The organism is Chryseobacterium culicis (genome assembly GCF_900108365.1).
Taxonomy (GTDB): domain Bacteria; phylum Bacteroidota; class Bacteroidia; order Flavobacteriales; family Weeksellaceae; genus Chryseobacterium; species Chryseobacterium culicis.
Genome location: NZ_FNWQ01000003.1, coordinates 292,231 through 310,506, shown reverse-complemented (window position 1 = coordinate 310,506; position 18,276 = coordinate 292,231). Strand labels below are relative to the sequence as shown.

Genomic DNA, 18,276 nt, shown 5'->3' with positions numbered 1-18,276 from the left:
GGTTTGTTTATTTACAATTTTATGCCAGAAGCTGATCGGAAATTAACTGGCGGCTAGCGCTCCCAGCTTCATTACTCCGGCTTCCGCTTTTAAAACGTTACATCCAGTCCTACATAGAAGTTGGCCTTCATAATTGGCGCATAGACCATTCCTCCGTCAAAATAATTTCCGAAAGGATTTTTAAAATCAACAATCGCATTTTTCTGATAGTAAGAAGTGAGGTTTTCACCTCCTACATAAGCTCTGATCTTTTTATTGAAGTTTCTTGAAATCTGAGCATTTAACACTGCGTAAGATTCAGAGTAAGTTGGTAACTGGAACTCAGCAGGATTGCTTGAAGTGTCAGGAAGTCTTTGTTTTCCCACCCAGTTTAAAGTGGTATCAAAACTCCAGAATCCTCCATTATTATTTTTATTGGTAGAATAGGCTAAGTTGACAAATCCTCTGTGCTTCGCCATAAACGGAACTTCTCTTCTTCCTCCTATGTAATCAGCCTGCACATCATAATATTTATAAGCAAGTCTTACTTCAAGATTTTTTACAGGCATAAAATCCCATTGAGTCTGGAATGAATTGGCAAATGACTTTCCATCCAGATTATAGAAAGTCAGCTGTTGAGGAGACTTGTCCAGATCTACCAATACCTGATCCTGAAAATCTGTTCTGAAAAAATCAGCAACAATGCTGGACTTTCTTCCGAACAGTTTGAATTCCTGCTGTAAGCTCGCCCCATAATTCCATGCAATTTCAGGTTTTAATCCATAAATATTTCCTCCGTTGGGTAAAATGGTAACCGCTCTGTTCGAAGCAAAATACTGCTGGCTTTCTGCAAAAACATTCGCTGTTCTGAATCCTCTCCCCGCAGAAAGTCTTAGAATCGTCTGTGGCGTGAAATCATATTTGAAATTAAGCCTTGGGGTAAACTGAGTTCCTGCCAGGTTATGGAAATCGACTCTTGAACCGGCTACTAATGTATATTTTAATCCCGTTAAAGTATATTCAGCAAAAATTCCCGGTACAATTTCATTTCTTCTCATATCATCAAGCAAATACGTTTCTTTATAGCCATCGTATAAGAAGCTTGCCCCAGCCTTATACTTGTGGTTAGTATTTCCGATGATGCTTTCAAATATTAAATTAGAATAATACGTATGCTGCTGTCCTGCATAATTTCTCAATCCAAAGAAGCTGTCCTGTTGGTGATACACATACTGGTTCATCCAGCCGATACTCTGGTAAGGTTTTCCTTTAAAAACATAACCCGTCTTATTCCAAACCTGAAATCTTGAAATATCAATTCCTACACCATATGGAGACTGCTTATCCTGAGCCAGTTTTTTATCAAAACCAATCTGCCCGGCAGTTCTTTCATCTCTGATAAAGTTAATCCCGAAGTGAGATCCAAATCCTGACTTTTCAAGGTCGTTATAATTCAGCAAATACGCTGCGTTGATCTGTGTTCCTTTTGGTCTGTCCAGGAAGCCGTCATCATTCATATCCGTATTTCCGAAAGTTCCGTTTCCGTGAAGAAGAAAAGTCTGAGACCATTTGTCGTTGATGGGAGAAACATTGGTAATATTTACTTCGGCTCTTCCATTAAAATCAGAGAAAAGATTTAATGATGTTTCCGGAGTCTTCGCATTCTTCAAAAGTTCAGTATTGATCTGGCCAGTAATGCTTTCATAACCGTTAGTTACCGTACTTCCTCCTTTGGTAAGCTGAATGCTTTCAATCCATCTTCCCGGAATAAAATTCAGTCCGTATGCAGAAGCTAATCCTCGGATTTCTGGCAGCTGTTCCTTTGTTAAGCTTGTGTATTTCTGTTCCAGACCAAGCATTTTCAGCTGTTTTGTTCCCGTAACCGCATTGCTGAACGATACATCTACGGTTGCATTGGTTTCGAAACTCTCAGACAGGTTACAGCAGGCTGCCTTTAAAAGCTCTTTTTTATCAATATTAAAAACAAGTCCCGCTTCTTTTTTGCTTAAAGCCGTTGCAGCCTTTGAACCTGTTACGACCACACCATCAATACTTTTTTCATGCTGGGAATGATCTTCTTGAGCTGCCGGATCTCCTGAGTTTTTATGATTTTCATGCTTTACTTCTTCTTCGTAATGCATTTTTGGATTCGGTTCACCAAAAGTAAAATTCCTGTCATACAGACAACACCTCGGAAGCCCGTTGTAGACGGCATCTGAAGCCTTGTATTTTTCATTATCATGACCAGCATCGGCAATTGCTTTTAGAATCTTATCTGATGAGGTTTTTGAAGGATCAAAATGTAAAGTAACCGTTTGTTTTTCTGCATTCCATTCTGCAGTGCTGGCTCCGGCATCTTTTGACGCTTTTTCAATTCTGGCTTTACATGAAATACAGTTTCCTCGTACATAAAATTCATTTTCTTTTTTATCAGGAGTCGTATTCACATGATGCTCATGATGCTTTTCGGCCTGCGAAGGCTGTAAATCTCTTTCGTAATGACAACATCCCGGAAGCCCTTCGTACGTTGTGTCGGGTGCTTTGAATTTTTCATTGTCATGGCCTGCTTCTGCTACCTTTTTCAGAATATCGTCAGAAGATACCTTATCTGTTTCTAACGTTAATGTCTGAAGATCAATAGAGTAAACCGCTGTTTTTGCGCCCGCTTTTTTTGCAGCACTTTCAATTCTTGTTTTACACATTTCGCAGTTCCCTTTTACTTTGAACTGATTTTTTGAAAGTGTTTGAGCAGAGATTAATTGTGTAAATAGGAATAATGCACCAAGTATCAACCTGGAAATATATAATTTCATTTTGTTTAAAGTTTTAATTAATTAAAAAACAGTTCATTACAAGACATAATGAACCCATGGTATTTAATTAACCTATCTTGGGCGGCTGCCAGATTTCCTTTAAACGGTCAGAAAGATAAGGATCTGAATATTGAAACTGAAGCTTCTTATTCGCTTTGTAAGACAGTTCCAAACGTAGATTTTTTGAGAAAGGGGTTTCAATAAAAGTATAGCAGGCAACACATGTTGAACAGCAGTCATCATGACATGATTTTGTTTTACCGTGCTTGCTGTCTTTTTCTGAGGAATGATTTTTACAGCAGTCCATTTTCTTGGAAGATTCTGCTTTACAGCATGTTTCCTGCATTCCCTGCACATAGAAACTGTCCTTGGGAATCATAAAGACTCCCAGGAAAAAGACTATTGCAAGTAAGTGAAACAGCTTCATATCTGCAAAAATACAAAATTTATGGTAAAGGATCACCAACTTTTAGAGAACAGCTGTGCCAAGGTTCTCCATGAGCCGGATTCAGCTTCGGCTTTTCTCCCATTGCAAGGCTTTGTGCTGCGGGTGCTGGAGCTTGTGTCGTCTGTACTACATTTTGAGCGGGTTGAGGAGCTGCAGCTGGTTTACTGTTTAATGGCTGTCCTACCGGAATATCACATCGGTGCCCTGGCTGTCCGTGTGGAGGATTCATTCCTGGGGCTGTTTTTACCTGTTTTCCGCTGTTGTCAAGGGTAATTTTTCCGGGTGATACGGCATTGGGATCAATTTGGATCGTGTTACTTCCGTTTACGTTTATATTTTGTGCAGCGGGAGCCGCTGCAGCAGGTTGGCCGTTCAAAGGCTGTCCTACCGGAATATCACATCGGTGCCCTGGCTGTCCGTGTGGAGGGTTCATTCCCGGAGCGGCAGCCATAGGAGCAGGATTGGGGCTGGATTGGATACCTGCCTGCTCCATCAGTGCAGTTTTTGAAGTTGTATTAAGGGCTACGTTGGGTTGTCCAGCGCTGGCTTCCTCTTTCAGATAAGTAGCTCTTTCATCTTTTTTACATGATGCAGCTAACAATGATACAGTGATCAAACCTATAAATGTATTCTTCATATCCATGGGTATGAAACAAAATTAGCAAAACATTTTTAATTGTTTTGCTAATTTTATACTTATAATTTGATATCTAGATTAATTTTTTACTAAAAGTCTAAATCCTTCTCCGTGAACATTGATAATTTCCAGTCCTTCGTCATCTTTTAATAACTTACGAAGCTTGGCGATATAAACGTCCATACTTCTTGCTGTAAAGTAATTTTCTTTTTTCCAGATCTTTCTTAAAGCAAGATCTCTCGGCATGAAATCATTTCTGTGAATACAAAGTAGTTTTAACAACTCATTTTCTTTAGGAGAAAGTTTGTATTCTTTATCGCCTACCTTCAGTTGTCTCAGCATAGAGTCAAAGAAAATATTGCTGATCTTGAACTGTTCCTGCTCTTCATTTTCCAACGTGGAACTTCTCTGAAGAATTGCTTTTATTTTATATAAAAGAAGCTCAGTATCAAATGGTTTTGTAATATAATCATCTGCTCCCAGCTGATATCCTTTCAGGATGTCTTCTCTCATGTTTCTTGCTGTAAGGAAAATGATAGGTGTATTTTTATCAATCTTTTTTACGTCTTCTGCTAATGAAAATCCGTCTTTTTTAGGCATCATTACGTCAAATATACAGATGTCGAATTCATTTTCTGTAAATTCTTTTAATCCCTGCTCTCCGTCTGTGGCAAGAGTTACTTCAAAATTATTGATGGTCAAATAATCTTTAAGCACCGCCCCGAAACTCTGATCGTCCTCTACTAATAATATTCTGTTGCTCATAACTTTTAATAATTAATAATTAACAATTAAGAATGAACTTCCTCACTCTATCTTCTATATTTTGATATTTGGTTAAACTTTATCCGTGATGAATGATTATTGATAATTGTGTGAAAATTTTTATCATTTATCGTTAATCATCTATCATGTATTTCCTTAGCCCATGGGCAGCTTTATCGTGAATGTGCTTCCTTTTCCTTTATGAGAATCTACGATAATCTGTCCCTTGTGCAGTTCTACGATTTTCTTCACATAAGAAAGTCCTAATCCCTGTCCTTTTACGTTATGTATATTTCCTGTTTCTTCCCTAAAGAATTTTTCAAAAATTTTGGTTTTATTCTGAGTGTCCATCCCCATTCCTTTATCAGAAATTTCAATGACATACCAGTTTCCTTCATTTCTCGTTTCTACATGTATTTCCGGTGCTTCAGGAGAATATTTGTTGGCATTATCCAGTAAGTTGACCAGCATATTTGAAATGTGGAATTCGTCTATTTTAAAATTATATTGGGTGGCATTGAACCTCTGGGTAAGGGTTCCGTTTCTTTGCTGTACAATCAGATTGAAGGATTCTGTTGTCTTCTTTATAAGTTCCCGTACGTTTGCTTCTTTTAAAAAGAGTTCCACTTCGTTCCTTTCAAGCTTAGACATGTTGAGCACATTTTCCACCTGCTTTTTCATCCTTAAATTCTCCTGTTTAATGAGCTCCGAATAGTATTTTACCTTATCCGGGTTAGTCGCAATTTTGTCATTGGCTAAGGAGTCTGTTGCTACAGAAATGGTGGCAAGAGGAGTTTTAAACTCGTGGGACATGTTGTTGATGAAATCTGTTTTTACTTCAGCAAGTTTTTTCTGTCTCATCATATAATTGATGGAAATAATGTAAATCCCAAGAATTGTAAGAAGAGAAAGAAAGGTTCCCAACAGCATCGGCCAGTTGTTCATTGCCAGAGAGTATTCTTTTTTGGGGAAAACCAAGGCAAGGCTGTACAGGGTATTTTTTTTGTCTGCAAAAAGAGGAAAGCTGTATGTATTACTGTCTTTTTTCTCTTTATAAGCTTTATTGGCAATGCTGGTAAGCTTATTATTGCTGTCCAGCACTCCATACCCGAACTTGGCAGTAATCCCTCTTATTTTAAGTTCTTTGGCAATTACAGAATCAAGGGTCTTGGAATCTACTCTTTTTGTGATAGGAAGATTGTTTCCGTATACTTTTACAAATTCTTTCATGGAGTAGTCTCCTGTTTCAATCTCCTGATTGATATCTGTGGTAAGAAGCTCACGGTTGGTAGTATCTCTTTTAATTTTATAAGCTGCTTCGTCCGTATATAATGTAGTCAGCTTGATAGAATCTCCTTTTTGGGAAATCGGAAGCTGAGTGTTTTCAATAATATTTTTGGAATAAATAATCTGTCTTTGAGTACCAGAGTCCTGTACCTGCTGAATGGTCGTTAAAGAAGGCTGTTTACTGTTCGCAAGGATATTTTTTCTAAAATCCTTATAATCCTGGTTCAGGTACTTATCTGCTTCAATTTCTTCAATACTTTTTGAAGTACTTTCCAAAACTGCATATACTTTATTTGAAAAATCCTGTTCCAATACGCCGTAATAGCCTTTCAGCCAATAAAATTGGAGCGTCACAAAGACAATCAGTGAGATTGTCATAAACACCGAAATTATTGGGATGAATTTGTTATTCATTATGTAATTATATATGTTTTGGAAAAATGAATGTTAAAATTAATTTTTTTAAGACTACATAAACAAAAAACGAGCCAAAAAATTGTTTTTTTTCTCTTAAAAGAGTGTTTTTTAACATTTATTTATGAATTATCTTCTGTCTGTCATATGAAAACTCCCTTTGATTGAAATAAAGTGCTAACTTTATTAAAAATAATTATTTATGGAATCGAACTTCATTTTCAACAAAGATTTTGATTCAGCCACTGTTTATGTCATGAAAATTTATAAGGCTGATGTTTCAACTGTATGGGACTACTTTACGCAATCCGCATTATTGGATCAGTGGTGGGGACCCAAACCCTGGAAATGTGAAACGGTAAGTCAGGAGTTCCGGGAAGGAGGGGTCTGGATGTATGCTATGGTAGGACCTAATGGTGAAAGAGTACCTATGTTTTCTCAGTCTCAGTATGGCGAAATAAGAGAACACAGAAGTCTTGACTGGATGAGTGCTTTCTGTGATGAAAAGGGAAATATCAATGAAGATTTTCCAAGGTCAAAATGGCTGCTTGGTTTTACGGGTGTGGAAGAAGGAACCAAAGTGACCGTTAATATTCATTACCATTCTCAGGAAGTAATGAAAAAGATTCTGGATATGGGATTTGAAGAAGGTTTTACCATGGGGCTTAATCAACTGGAAGAAATAATCGGATAGCTATATCTTAAAAATAAATAATTAAATAAAAATCGGCCGGATCTTTCCTTGGAAAGATCCGGCCGATTTTTTCTATGCTGAAGATTGGCTCGTAAGTGATTAACTTGCTGCTTCATTCTCCCAGCTTCCATTCTTTATAAAAGCTCCTCCTCCTGAAAGTACTGAATAATAGCCTTTTTCATAAGCAAGGTTTGCTCATTTGGTTTTAATTCCGGCAGCTCTTCCAGACTTTCAAAGTGCGGCCATCCGTCTTCATAGTGTGTAAATTTGTAGTATCCAAAAGGTTCAAGCAACCTGCAGACTGCAATATGAATGAGGTTTACTTTGTCTTCTTTTGTATACTTCTGCTGGCCGCTGCCAAGTTCCTGAAGTCCTATCAGGAATAAAAGGGTTTCTATGGGTGGGTTCTTCTCGGTCTGAAAATTGTCTTCGAAGAACTGTTCTATTTTTTTCCAGTATTCGGATTCGTTCATAATATATTTAAATGATAAATTTAGTTCTTTAGCATTTTTCTACAGGAAGAAGTTACTTTCAGTATTTCTTCGGTTTTAAATAGCAGCCATATAAGTAGAAGACCGGAATATTTGTTTTCTGATCACAGAAAGGCTTCATTATGTGGAAACTTTTAAAATTCTTTAATGATCATGACGGCTAGCTGCTTTGTTTTAAAAGCAAAAATTGGATTATCATCCGGGCTATCCGGCATTTATAATTTATGAATTATCATTTATTTTCAACAGAAATGCATACTCCAGAGCGTCCTCTTTCAGGGATTCAAATCTTCCGCTGGCACCTCCGTGTCCTGAGCTCATGTCTGTTTTAAATACTAAAATATTATTATCTGTTTTTAATTCTCTTAGTTTTGCGGTCCATTTGGCGGGTTCCCAGTATTGTACCTGAGAATCATGGAATCCCGTGGTAATCAGCATGTGTGGATAATCCTTAGCTTCTACATTGTCATATGGAGAATACTCTTTCATATAATGGTAATATTCTTCATCATTGGGATTTCCCCATTCATCATATTCTCCGGTAGTCAGAGGAATAGTATCATCTAACATGGTGGTAACAACATCTACAAAAGGTACCTGCGCTACAATTCCGTTGAATAGCTGAGGCTCATAATTTACCACAGCTCCTACCAGCAGGCCGCCGGCACTTCCTCCCATTGCATACATATGTTTTGATGAAGTGTAATTTTCTTTGATCAGATATTTTCCTGCATCAATGAAGTCAAAAAATGTATTTTTCTTGAACAGCATTTTTCCGTCCTCATACCATTCTCTACCCAGATGTTCTCCACCACGGATATGGGCGATAGCATAAATAAAGCCCCTGTCCAGTATAGATAACCTTACATTTGAAAAACTGGCATCCACAGTATGGCCGTAACTTCCATATCCATATAGTAGAAGCGGAGTGTCAGCGGATTTTTTCGTGTCCTTATGATATACTAATGAAATAGGAATTTTTACTTTTCCGTCTCGGGAATCTGCCCAGATTCTTTCTGAAATATAATTTTCCGGCACAAATTTTCCGCCCAAAACCTCCTGCTGCTTCAGTAGTTTTGTGGTTTTGTCCTTCATGTTGTACTCATAGGTGGAGCTAGGTTGTGTTAGCGAAGTATATCCATAACGCAGAATTTCAGTATCAAATTCCAGATTAACTCCGATATATGCTGTATAAGTAGGATCGGAGAAAGGCAGATAGTACGATTCTTTTGTCTTCTCATCAATAATTTTGATCTGAAGCAGACCTCTTTCTCTCTCTTCAAGAACCAGATAATCTTTGAAAATTTCAAAGCCTTCCAGCAAAACTTCCGCACGGTGTGGGATAACATCTACCCAATGCTCCATACTGCATTTGTCAATCTTTGCTTTTACAATTTTAAAATTGAAGGCATCATCCGCATTGGTAATGATGTAAAACTCATCTTCATAATGCTCTACAGAATATTCAAGATCATCTATTCTCGGCTGAATTATTTTCCATTCTGCGAATACATCATCAGAAGGAATAAAACGGTGCTCATCAGAAATAGTGCTTGAGCTTGCAATGAAAATATATTGTAAAGATTTTGTTTTAAATACGTTCACATCAAAGGTTTCATCCTCTTCGTGGAAGATCAGAACATCTTCTGCAGAATCTGTTCCCAGCTTATGCCTGTATACCTGAAATGCACGCAGGCTTTTATCTTTTCTGATATAAAAAACATGCTGGTTATCATTAGCCCAAACGGCTTTTCCCGTTGTGTTGGGAATAATGTCTGGTAAAATTTCTCCGGTCTTTAAGTTTTTAAAGTTAAGCGTATAAATTCTTCTTCCCACATCGTCCGAAGAAAAAGAAGCCAGCTCGTTGCCAGGGCTTACTGCTACACTTCCCACCTCAAAAAACTCCTTGCCTTCCGCATGAATATTAACGTCTAGTACAATTTCCTCCTCACTGTCAAGGCTTTTGTACTTTCTGCAGAAAATAGGATATTCCTTGCCTTCTTCATAACGCACAATATACCAGTACTCATTGAAGAAATAAGGCAGAGATTCATCATCTTTTTTATATCGGGCTTTCATCTCTTCGAAAAGCTCTTCCTGAAGAGCTTCCGTATCCTTCATGATGAATTCTTCATAAGCATTTTCTTCCTCAATATATTTAATGACTTCAGGATTTTCTCTTTCATTCAGCCAAAAGTAGTTATCAGTTCTTTTATCGCCGTGTGTTTCTAGTATTTTTTCTATTTTTTTTGCCTGTGGAGCTTTCATTCGGATATTTTGATTTTGTATTGAGCAGAATCTGTATGTATACTTTTTCTTCTGAAAGTAAGCGATTTATGCAGAAATCCGCTCAATATTAATTTTCGTTCAAATTTAGGTAAAAAAAAACCATCTTTTCTTTATTGAAAAGATGGTGATTGTATTTTTATCATTAAAGACTATTTATGAAGGGCTTTAATATACTTTTCAAGAGCCATTGTCATGGAAGGAGTTTCCTTCGTAGGCGCCATTAAATCCACTTTTAATCCTGCTTCTTCTGCAGCTGCCAAAGTAGTGTTTCCGAAAACTCCGATTTTGGTTTCATCCTGCTTGAAATCAGGGAAATTCTGCTGCAGTGATTTGATTCCCTGCGGACTGAAGAAAATCAGCATATCATAATCTTTAACGTTGATATCTGTAAGATCGCTGCATACAGTACGGTACATAATTGCTCTTGTCCATTCTACATTAGATGCATCCATGGTTTTTACAATATCCGGACTTAGAACATCTGAGGAGGGCAACAGATATTTTTCAGTGGGAAACTTTTTGAAAAGAGGAAGCAGATCAGAGAAATTTTTCTCCCCAAAGCTGATTTTCCTTTTTCTGTACACAATATGCTTTTGAAGGTAGTTGGCAATTGCTTCCGACTGGCAGATATATCTCATTGTATCCGGTACGGCAAAACGAAGTTCTTCCGCAAGTCTGAAGTAATGGTCAATCGCATTTTTACTGGTAAAAATAATACCCGTATACTGCGTCAGATCTATTTTCTGTGTTCTGAGCTCTTTATTGTCAACCCCTTCGACATGGATAAATGGACGGAAATCAATCTTTATTTTTTCCTTCTTCGCTATATCCAGATATGGAGAAGACTCACTAGGCGCTGGTTGAGAAACCAATATAGACTTTATTCTCATCATTGACATTTATTAAAAAAATAACAACTTCCAAAGCAATAATAATGGTGCGATTTGGAGGGTGCAAATATACAAAAATTTATAATACCATTTCTCGGGAAGAATCTTGTTCTTGTGAAATAAATAGAAAAAAACTTTGAAAATGAATACAAAAGAAAAGAAGCAGACGTAATATAAAAATATTTCATTCCTGTCGATAGGGAAGTAATAATGGGCTACACATAAAATTATTAGCAAAAATGAGAGAATAAAATAAAATTTTGTGGAGGTGAAATAGAAAATTGTCCATTTTTTTCCGTCCCCTATGCTTTGATAAAATAAAAAGCCCAATGTTGACTTTATCAAATAAAAAAACAGCACCGCCAGCAAAGTATATCCAAACTTGTTAAGCTGATACCCAAAAAGCTGAAGATCGGCAATGAATTTCGGGACAATAGGAATATACTGGGAAATTAAAACAGAAAGCGTGAGAGTGGTCACACATGAAGTGATCATCCAGCTGGGAAGGTTGTTGCTCGCATCAAAATACTTTTGAAGCAGAAAATCCTTGAGACTGGCATCCCTTTCTATGACGTTCATCATAAAAACATACAAAAATATACAGCCCACGAGGATAAAGATTACCCAATCATTATTCTCAGGTATCCTTACATGATTGACGAAGTGTTGTGATGATGGCAAAATTTAAGTTTTTATTATTTATTATTTAACTTCATATAACATATCCCGGCACAGATTTTCCTGTCACCAGATGCAAAATCTGAAGTTAAAATAGTTGCTCTCACCGATTTTACGCATTGTCCAGATCTGTTGAATACAACTTTCTGGTTCTTCCGCTCAATCCCTGAGAAATATTTTTGCAAAATTATAGATTATTTTGTATAAAATAAAAAGGTTAAATAAACTATCTTTGCAAACTGAAATGAAAAAACTCGTCATTATCCCAACTTATAACGAAAAGGAAAATATTGAAAATATTATTTCCGCAGTTTTTGCGTTGGAAGACGACTTTCATATTCTGGTGGTGGATGACACTTCGCCGGACGGCACTGCAGAGGTGGTAAAGGAATTGCAGAAGCAGCATCCACATTATCTGCACCTCTCTGTAAGACACGTGAAAGACGGATTGGGGAAGGCTTATATCCACGGATTTAAATGGGCTATCGAAAATAAATACGATTATATTTTTGAGATGGATGCCGATTTTTCACATAATCCTGACGATCTTCCCAAATTGTTTGAAGCATGCAGAAATGCAGATATGGCTATAGGTTCCCGTTACTCAAAAGGAGTAAATGTGGTTAACTGGCCTATGGGAAGGGTATTGCTATCGTATTTTGCATCCAAATATGTGAGATTTGTATTAGGACTTCCTATTCATGATACTACAGCAGGATTTGTCTGTTTTTCGAGAAAAGTACTGGAGGAAATAGGACTTGATAATGTAAAGCTGAAAGGCTACGGGTTTCAGATAGAAATGAAATTCAGAGCATTTAAAAAAGGTTTCAGAATTGTAGAAGTTCCTATTATATTTACCAACAGAATTTTAGGAGAAAGCAAAATGAATGGCGGAATTATACATGAAGCCGTTTTTGGAGTGCTGAACTTAAAATGGAAATCAATCATAAACAGGTTATGAAACTGATGAAAAAGTTAATCTTTATTTTCGTTTTGTTGGGCTTGTTTTCGTGCAGCGACTATATTGATAAGCCTAAAAATCTGATCAGCAAAGATGTGATGGCCGAAATCATTGCAGACCTCGCGATCAACGATCAGGCAATATTTGTATATCCTGACAAAAATATGGAGGCGGGTACAAGAGCTGTACTGAAGGCCCATAAAGTAAAATCTGAAGACTTTGTAGAAAGTTTTAAATATTACGTCATCAAAGAAGAAATGGACGGGATTGCCAGTGATGCCCAGGAAATACTGGTGAAAAAAGATCCCAAAGCAGAAAAATATATCAAGGATAAGCTGAAACAAAACGGAACTGTAATCCCTTTGGTAAGGTAATTACAGACTGAGTTTCAACCTAAGGAAATCACCGGTAAATGGTGAATTAAAAAAGGATAGAGATGAAATTTTTTAATATAGAAAAAACCTCTGAAGGAAAAGCAAGAGCAGGGGAAATTACCACAGATCACGGGAAGATTCAAACTCCTATTTTTATGCCTGTGGGAACTGTAGCAAGTGTGAAAACAGTTCATCAGAGAGAATTAAAAGAAGACATTAAAGCTCAGATTATTCTGGGAAATACATACCATCTATACCTTCGTCCGGGTATGGAAACCATGCAGGATGCAGGAGGTTTACATCAATTCATGAACTGGGACCTTCCCATTCTTACCGATTCCGGAGGTTTTCAGGTGTTTTCACTGGCAAGTAACAGAAAAATGACAGAAGAAGGGGCGAGATTCAAATCCCACATTGACGGAAGCTATCATATGTTCTCCCCGGAGAGATCAATGGAGATTCAAAGACAGATCGGAGCCGATATTTTCATGGCCTTTGATGAATGTACCCCTTACCCTTGTGACTACAACCAGGCAAAATCATCTATGGAGCTCACGCACCGCTGGCTGAAAAGATGTATTGACTGGACTAATGATAATCCTGAATTATACGGACATAAGCAAAGACTTTTCCCGATTGTTCAGGGATCTACCTATTCCGACCTTAGAAGAATATCTGCAGAAGTTATTTCTGAAGCAGGAGCAGAAGGGAACGCCATTGGAGGACTTTCTGTAGGAGAGCCGGAAGAAGAAATGTACAGAATCACGGATGAAGTAACAGACATTCTTCCCAAAGAAAAACCAAGATATCTGATGGGAGTGGGAACTCCATGGAATATTCTTGAATCTATCGGATTGGGAATTGATATGATGGATTGTGTAATGCCAACGAGAAATGCAAGAAATGCAATGCTTTTCACATGGCAGGGGGTGATGAACCTTAAAAATGAAAAATGGAAGCGCGATTTCTCGCCTCTGGACGAATTCGGAACCAGTTTTGTAGACCGTGAATATTCAAAAGCGTATCTTCGCCACCTGTTTGTGTCTAAAGAATATCTGGCCAAACAGATTGCTTCAATTCATAACCTGGCATTCTACCTGGATTTGGTAAAAGTAGCCAGAGAACATATTATGGCAGGAGATTTCTATGAGTGGAAAAACGCCGTAGTACCGGTTCTCAGACAAAGACTGTAAGAGAATATGCTTAAAATTGTAGACAGATATATCATTAAAAAATACCTTGGAACTTTCAGTTTCATGCTGGTATTATTGTCTATAGTAGTATTGGTAATTGATGTTCAGCAGAAGATTCCAAGGATAGAAAATGCCAAGGCCATTGATCCGAAACTCGATCTGACCTATTTCCTGATCCATTTTTATCCCTTCTGGATTATCAATCTCGTGGTAACTTTCCTTTCCATTCTGGTATTTATTTCGGTGATTTATTTTACCTCCAGAATGGCCAATAATACTGAAATTGTTGCCATTATCAGTAGTGGGGCCAGTTTTCACCGATTTTCCAAACCTTATCTGTTCACCTCTATTTTTATTGGGCTGATCGCTCTTGTGGTATATCATATGGTTCTTCCATGGGCCAATATCAAGAAAAATGAGCTGGAAGCATATACCTATAATGCGGCCAATAAAGAAAAGATTTTAGGAACTGCTCCAGCCTCTTCGCAGCTGAGCAAAACAGAATATATCTTCGTAGACTCCTGGAACAAAAGAGAAAAAAGAGGATCAAGCTTTGTCTATCAGAAATATGATAAAGACAGAAAAATGACCTATGAGCTTAAAGCAAGCGAAGTGTACTGGGATAAAACCAAAAAACAGTTTGTTTTAAATAATTATCTGGAAAAAACAATCAATAAAGACAATACCGAAAAACTCGGAAACGGCATAGAATTAAGGAAAAATTACGGGCACTCCCCGGAAGAACTTTTCCCCAACGAACTTTTAGGACAAAATAAAACCACACCGGAACTTCTTAAATTTATAGAAAGAGAAAAAGCAAGAGGAAACAGTAACCTGAACTCTTACCTGAATGAGCTTCACCAAAGAACCTCAATGCCTGTTTCCATTATTATTCTGACATTTCTGGCGCTTTCCCTGTCATCACAAAAGAAAAGGGGAGGACTGGGGGTCAATTTGGCGATCGGTATTTCATTAGCCTTTATCTTCGTGTTTTCATTCGAAGCCTTGAAAGTGGTGTCAGAAAATAAAAGTTTGTCTCCGGCTGTAGCCATGTGGCTGCCCAATATGGTATTTTTGCCGCTCACGCTTTATCTTTATATCAAAAGAGCCAATCAGTAAAGTAATTTTACTTCCTTATGGTAAAAGGAATGTAACCCGTCTTCCAGCTCGATCCAGAGTTCACCTTTTTCATCTGCATACCGGATGATGCCATTTTGTCGTGCTTTTTCAATTTCAAAGACAGAGACCTGATCCTTTCTGAAAAGATTTTTATTAAATCCGTCCAGTATGTCCTGATCAGGCGGAATGTTTTTCAGTTTTTCAGACAAATATTCGTGAAGATTCAACGAAAGTTCTTCAAGATTATAGGCAGTGCCTGTCTGCGTCAGAAGGGATCCAGCATTCGATATGGCATCAAAATCTTCCTGAAGAATATTAATTCCGGCTCCTATGATGAAATAATTATTTTGATTAATTTTTTTCTTTTCTATTAAAATTCCAACGATTTTTTTACCTTTAAGGATGATATCATTGGGCCATTTGATTTTTACCTCAGAGTCAGACAATTTGGCAAGGAAATCCCGGATTATCATTGCGGTATAATAATTGAATATAAAGTCGGAGCACAGGATGTTCTGAGTATTCACTGCCAGCGTATAAGCCAGGTTTTTTCCGGCAGTCTGAGTCCAAACATTTCCATACTGACCCCGTCCTTTAGTTTGATTAAAAGTATGAAGCCCTATAAAATTTGAATCTCCGTAAAGTAAAAACTTTGTTATTTCGTCATTAGTAGAAGAACATTCTTTCAGGTAGAAGAGTTGGCTCATTTAAGAAAACTTTAAGACATTAAGAGGGTAAAAGTAAGGTTAAAGTAAAGAAAAAACAATAAATTTGCAGATTATAGTATTTTTTTAATGAATAAAACAGCAGAAAAACAAGCGTTAATAGATAAAATCGTTGAAGCTATCCAGGATGTAAAAGGGGAAGACATTATGATCTTCGATCTTTCCAACATCGAAAACTCCGTAGCAGAAACGTTCGTGATATGTAGCGGAAACTCAAATACACAGGTAGCTGCATTGGCAGGAAGTGTAGAGAAAAAAGTAAGAAACGAACTGCAGGACAGACCTTGGCACGTAGAAGGTACTGAAAATGCGATGTGGGTACTGGTAGATTACGTTTCAGTGGTGGTTCATATATTCCAAAAACAGGTACGCGAGTACTACGATATAGAAGAGCTTTGGGGTGACGCAGTCATTACCAAAATTGAAAATGAATAATAAAAATTTTAAAAAGTCTAAATGAATAATAAAGGATTCAACTGGTTCTTTCCAATTGCAATCATAGCTCTTTTGCTTTTCTTTGGCTCCAATTTCCTTGGAGGTGATGCAGCAAAATCTATTGATGAAGATGGTTTCTTTAGAGAAATGCAGGCAGGCAAAGTCCAGAATATAATTATATACAAAGACATAGAGAAAGCTGATGTTTTCCTAACAAAAGAAGCAAAATCGGCGATGGTTTCCAAAACCGGTAAAGAAAATAACCCTCTTTCTGCCTTTGAAATGGCTCCTAAAGCAGATTTTTCTGTAAAGTACGGAGACCTTCAGCTTTTCCTTCAGAAATTTGAACAGGTTAAAGCCAGCAATCCGGTGATTAAAACCACTAAAGATTACGGAACAGGTAAAAGCGCACTGATGGATATCCTGGTTCCTGCACTGGTATGGATTTCCATTCTTGGATTATTCTACTTCCTCCTTTTCAGAAAGATGGGCGGCGGCGGAGGTCCTGGCGGACAGATCTTCTCTATCGGAAAATCTAAAGCAAAGCTTTTTGACGAAAAAGAAAGAATTCAGGTAACATTTAAAGATGTTGCAGGTTTGGAAGGGGCTAAAGAAGAAGTTCAGGAAGTAGTAGATTTCTTGAAAAACTCTGAAAAATATACAAAACTGGGAGGTAAAATTCCTAAAGGAGTTCTATTAGTAGGCCCTCCGGGAACAGGTAAAACCTTATTGGCAAAAGCTGTTGCTGGGGAAGCTAAAGTTCCGTTCTTCTCCCTTTCAGGTTCAGATTTCGTTGAAATGTTTGTAGGGGTAGGAGCTTCCAGAGTAAGAGACCTTTTTGCTCAGGCAAAAGCGAAATCTCCGGCCATTATCTTCATAGATGAGATTGATGCTATCGGACGTGCAAGAGGAAAGAATAATTTCTCTGGCGGAAACGATGAGAGAGAAAATACGCTTAACCAGCTTCTTACCGAGATGGACGGTTTCGGAACAGATACCAACGTGATCGTGATGGCTGCAACCAACAGAGCAGATATCCTTGATAAAGCTTTGATGAGAGCAGGACGTTTTGACCGTTCTATCTACGTAGACCTTCCGGAACTTCACGAAAGAAGACAGATCTTTGACGTTCACCTGAAAAAGATCAAGCTTGATGATAATGTAGACAGAGAGTTTCTTGCAAAGCAGACTCCCGGATTCAGCGGAGCAGATATTGCGAATGTTTGTAATGAAGCAGCGCTTATTGCAGCAAGAAATAATCATACTTCCGTTACCAAACAGGATTTCCTTGATGCTGTAGACAGAATTATCGGAGGTCTGGAAAAGAAAAATAAAGCCATCAAGCCTTCTGAAAAAAGAAGAGTGGCTTACCACGAAGCAGGTCACGCTACAATCTCATGGCTGGTAGAACACGCTTCTCCGCTTTTAAAAGTGACAATTGTCCCGAGAGGACGTTCATTGGGGGCAGCATGGTACCTTCCTGAAGAAAGACAGCTTACCACTACTGAACAGATGTTGGATGAAATGTGTGCAACATTAGGAGGTAGAGCAGCTGAGCAGGTGATCTTTAATAATATTTCTACAGGAGCACTTTCTGATCTGGAAACAGTAACGAAAAGAGCTCAGGCTATGGTAACGATCTACGGATTGAGCCCGAATATCGGTAATATCTCTTACTATGACAGTTCAGGACAGTCTGAATATAATTTCGGAAAACCCTATTCTGAAGAAACAGCTACCAAAATTGATGCAGAGATCAAATCGATCATCGAGAATCAGTATGAAAGAGCAGTCAGAATCCTTGCGGATAACAAAGATAAGCTTGATGCTTTAGCAGGTAAACTGCTGGAAAAAGAAGTGATCTTCCGTGAAGACTTAGAAGAAATATTCGGAAAAAGAGCATGGGATCCTGAATTGACAGAGAAACCTGTTACCAATACGATTCCTGAAAAAGATCAGCCGGTAGCATTGGAAACACCTCAGATCAAAGAAAAAGAAGAACAAAGCGAAATACAGGCTCCTGAAAGCCCGACACAGCTTTAAGACGCTGAAAAATAAGTATTACAAAAACCTGACAGTTGCAA

17 protein-coding genes are annotated in these 18,276 nt (G+C 37.8%); 7 read left to right on the top strand and 10 right to left on the bottom strand.

Features of this window, described 5'->3' with window-relative positions; translation table 11 throughout:
* Positions 1-89: 89 nt before the first annotated feature.
* The 5 genes from BLW74_RS13115 to BLW74_RS13095 form a co-directional block, all read right to left on the bottom strand.
* On the bottom strand, positions 90-2,792 hold the full coding sequence (locus BLW74_RS13115) for a TonB-dependent receptor domain-containing protein (protein ID WP_089692859.1): 2,703 nt from the start codon (positions 2,790-2,792) through the stop codon (positions 90-92).
* Between the two features lie 67 nt (positions 2,793-2,859).
* Entirely contained in the window at positions 2,860-3,219 is a 360-nt protein-coding gene (locus tag BLW74_RS13110) for a hypothetical protein (protein ID WP_167358425.1), read from the bottom strand.
* A 19-nt stretch (positions 3,220-3,238) separates the two neighbouring features.
* A complete protein-coding gene (locus BLW74_RS13105; RefSeq protein WP_228424896.1) occupies positions 3,239-3,877 on the bottom strand; it encodes a hypothetical protein in 639 nt (212 codons plus the stop codon).
* Between the two features lie 78 nt (positions 3,878-3,955).
* On the bottom strand, positions 3,956-4,642 hold the full coding sequence (locus BLW74_RS13100) for a response regulator transcription factor (RefSeq protein ID WP_002982671.1): 687 nt from the start codon (positions 4,640-4,642) through the stop codon (positions 3,956-3,958).
* A gap of 156 nt (positions 4,643-4,798) precedes the next feature.
* Positions 4,799-6,343, bottom strand: a complete 1,545-nt coding sequence (locus BLW74_RS13095; RefSeq protein WP_089692857.1) for a sensor histidine kinase — start codon at positions 6,341-6,343, stop codon at positions 4,799-4,801.
* Between the two features lie 202 nt (positions 6,344-6,545).
* Between BLW74_RS13095 and BLW74_RS13090 the strand changes: the two genes are divergently transcribed.
* Complete coding sequence (locus BLW74_RS13090) at positions 6,546-7,037, top strand: SRPBCC family protein (RefSeq protein WP_089692856.1); 492 nt, start codon at positions 6,546-6,548, stop codon at positions 7,035-7,037.
* A 134-nt stretch (positions 7,038-7,171) separates the two neighbouring features.
* Here the strand turns inward: BLW74_RS13090 and BLW74_RS13085 are convergent, their stop codons facing one another.
* The 4 genes from BLW74_RS13085 to BLW74_RS13070 all read right to left on the bottom strand — a co-directional run bounded on the left by BLW74_RS13085 (position 7,172) and on the right by BLW74_RS13070 (position 11,388).
* The gene (locus BLW74_RS13085) at positions 7,172-7,510 is read right to left on the bottom strand and encodes a hypothetical protein (protein WP_089692855.1); all 339 of its coding nucleotides are present in this window, start codon (positions 7,508-7,510) and stop codon (positions 7,172-7,174) included.
* Between the two features lie 240 nt (positions 7,511-7,750).
* Positions 7,751-9,796 (bottom strand): S9 family peptidase, encoded by a 2,046-nt coding sequence (locus tag BLW74_RS13080; RefSeq protein WP_089692854.1) that lies wholly within the window; start codon positions 9,794-9,796, stop codon positions 7,751-7,753.
* 170 nt (positions 9,797-9,966) lie between these two features.
* Positions 9,967-10,707: a uroporphyrinogen-III synthase gene (locus BLW74_RS13075; RefSeq protein WP_076596032.1), complete on the bottom strand. Its 741-nt coding sequence runs from the start codon at positions 10,705-10,707 to the stop codon at positions 9,967-9,969.
* A 12-nt stretch (positions 10,708-10,719) separates the two neighbouring features.
* Positions 10,720-11,388 carry a DUF4271 domain-containing protein gene (locus tag BLW74_RS13070; RefSeq protein ID WP_089692853.1) on the bottom strand — a complete coding sequence of 223 codons (669 nt, stop codon included), beginning with the start codon at positions 11,386-11,388 and terminating at the stop codon, positions 10,720-10,722.
* 241 nt (positions 11,389-11,629) lie between these two features.
* Between BLW74_RS13070 and BLW74_RS13065 the strand changes: the two genes are divergently transcribed.
* From BLW74_RS13065 to BLW74_RS13050, 4 genes are all read left to right on the top strand, one after another.
* Positions 11,630-12,346 (top strand): polyprenol monophosphomannose synthase, encoded by a 717-nt coding sequence (locus BLW74_RS13065; RefSeq protein ID WP_089692852.1) that lies wholly within the window; start codon positions 11,630-11,632, stop codon positions 12,344-12,346.
* Between the two features lie 5 nt (positions 12,347-12,351).
* Positions 12,352-12,720 carry a DUF4296 domain-containing protein gene (locus BLW74_RS13060; protein WP_227413285.1) on the top strand — a complete coding sequence of 123 codons (369 nt, stop codon included), beginning with the start codon at positions 12,352-12,354 and terminating at the stop codon, positions 12,718-12,720.
* Positions 12,721-12,782: 62 nt separating this feature from the next.
* On the top strand, positions 12,783-13,913 hold the full coding sequence (gene tgt, locus BLW74_RS13055) for a tRNA guanosine(34) transglycosylase Tgt (RefSeq protein ID WP_089692850.1): 1,131 nt from the start codon (positions 12,783-12,785) through the stop codon (positions 13,911-13,913).
* 6 nt (positions 13,914-13,919) lie between these two features.
* Positions 13,920-15,032, top strand: a complete 1,113-nt coding sequence (locus BLW74_RS13050; protein ID WP_089692849.1) for an LptF/LptG family permease — start codon at positions 13,920-13,922, stop codon at positions 15,030-15,032.
* Here the strand turns inward: BLW74_RS13050 and BLW74_RS13045 are convergent.
* A complete protein-coding gene (locus BLW74_RS13045; RefSeq protein WP_089692848.1) occupies positions 15,026-15,739 on the bottom strand; it encodes a biotin--[acetyl-CoA-carboxylase] ligase in 714 nt (237 codons plus the stop codon). The genes BLW74_RS13050 and BLW74_RS13045 overlap by 7 nt on opposite strands.
* A gap of 87 nt (positions 15,740-15,826) precedes the next feature.
* Here BLW74_RS13045 and rsfS point away from each other — a divergent pair, with 87 nt between their 5' ends.
* Positions 15,827-16,192, top strand: a complete 366-nt coding sequence (rsfS, locus tag BLW74_RS13040; protein WP_047376360.1) for a ribosome silencing factor — start codon at positions 15,827-15,829, stop codon at positions 16,190-16,192.
* Between the two features lie 21 nt (positions 16,193-16,213).
* Positions 16,214-18,235 (top strand): ATP-dependent zinc metalloprotease FtsH, encoded by a 2,022-nt coding sequence (ftsH, locus tag BLW74_RS13035; RefSeq protein WP_089692847.1) that lies wholly within the window; start codon positions 16,214-16,216, stop codon positions 18,233-18,235.
* Positions 18,236-18,276: the final 41 nt, after the last annotated feature.

Bases quoted from the DNA above. Each gene is read 5' to 3' on its own strand.
- rsfS (WP_047376360.1), top strand. From the start codon at position 15,827: ATGAATAAAACAGCAGAAAAACAAGCGTTAATAGATAAAATCGTTGAA.
- ftsH (WP_089692847.1), top strand. From the start codon at position 16,214: ATGAATAATAAAGGATTCAACTGGTTCTTTCCAATTGCAATCATAGCT.
- BLW74_RS13090 (WP_089692856.1), top strand. From the start codon at position 6,546: ATGGAATCGAACTTCATTTTCAACAAAGATTTTGATTCAGCCACTGTT.
- BLW74_RS13110 (WP_167358425.1), bottom strand. From the start codon at position 3,219: ATGAAGCTGTTTCACTTACTTGCAATAGTCTTTTTCCTGGGAGTCTTT.
- BLW74_RS13115 (WP_089692859.1), bottom strand. From the start codon at position 2,792: ATGAAATTATATATTTCCAGGTTGATACTTGGTGCATTATTCCTATTT.
- tgt (WP_089692850.1), top strand. From the start codon at position 12,783: ATGAAATTTTTTAATATAGAAAAAACCTCTGAAGGAAAAGCAAGAGCA.
- BLW74_RS13045 (WP_089692848.1), bottom strand. From the start codon at position 15,739: ATGAGCCAACTCTTCTACCTGAAAGAATGTTCTTCTACTAATGACGAA.
- BLW74_RS13095 (WP_089692857.1), bottom strand. From the start codon at position 6,343: ATGAATAACAAATTCATCCCAATAATTTCGGTGTTTATGACAATCTCA.
- BLW74_RS13105 (WP_228424896.1), bottom strand. From the start codon at position 3,877: ATGAAGAATACATTTATAGGTTTGATCACTGTATCATTGTTAGCTGCA.
- BLW74_RS13100 (WP_002982671.1), bottom strand. From the start codon at position 4,642: ATGAGCAACAGAATATTATTAGTAGAGGACGATCAGAGTTTCGGGGCG.
- BLW74_RS13085 (WP_089692855.1), bottom strand. From the start codon at position 7,510: ATGAACGAATCCGAATACTGGAAAAAAATAGAACAGTTCTTCGAAGAC.
- BLW74_RS13065 (WP_089692852.1), top strand. From the start codon at position 11,630: ATGAAAAAACTCGTCATTATCCCAACTTATAACGAAAAGGAAAATATT.
- BLW74_RS13060 (WP_227413285.1), top strand. From the start codon at position 12,352: ATGAAAAAGTTAATCTTTATTTTCGTTTTGTTGGGCTTGTTTTCGTGC.
- BLW74_RS13050 (WP_089692849.1), top strand. From the start codon at position 13,920: ATGCTTAAAATTGTAGACAGATATATCATTAAAAAATACCTTGGAACT.
- BLW74_RS13075 (WP_076596032.1), bottom strand. From the start codon at position 10,707: ATGAGAATAAAGTCTATATTGGTTTCTCAACCAGCGCCTAGTGAGTCT.
- BLW74_RS13080 (WP_089692854.1), bottom strand. From the start codon at position 9,796: ATGAAAGCTCCACAGGCAAAAAAAATAGAAAAAATACTAGAAACACAC.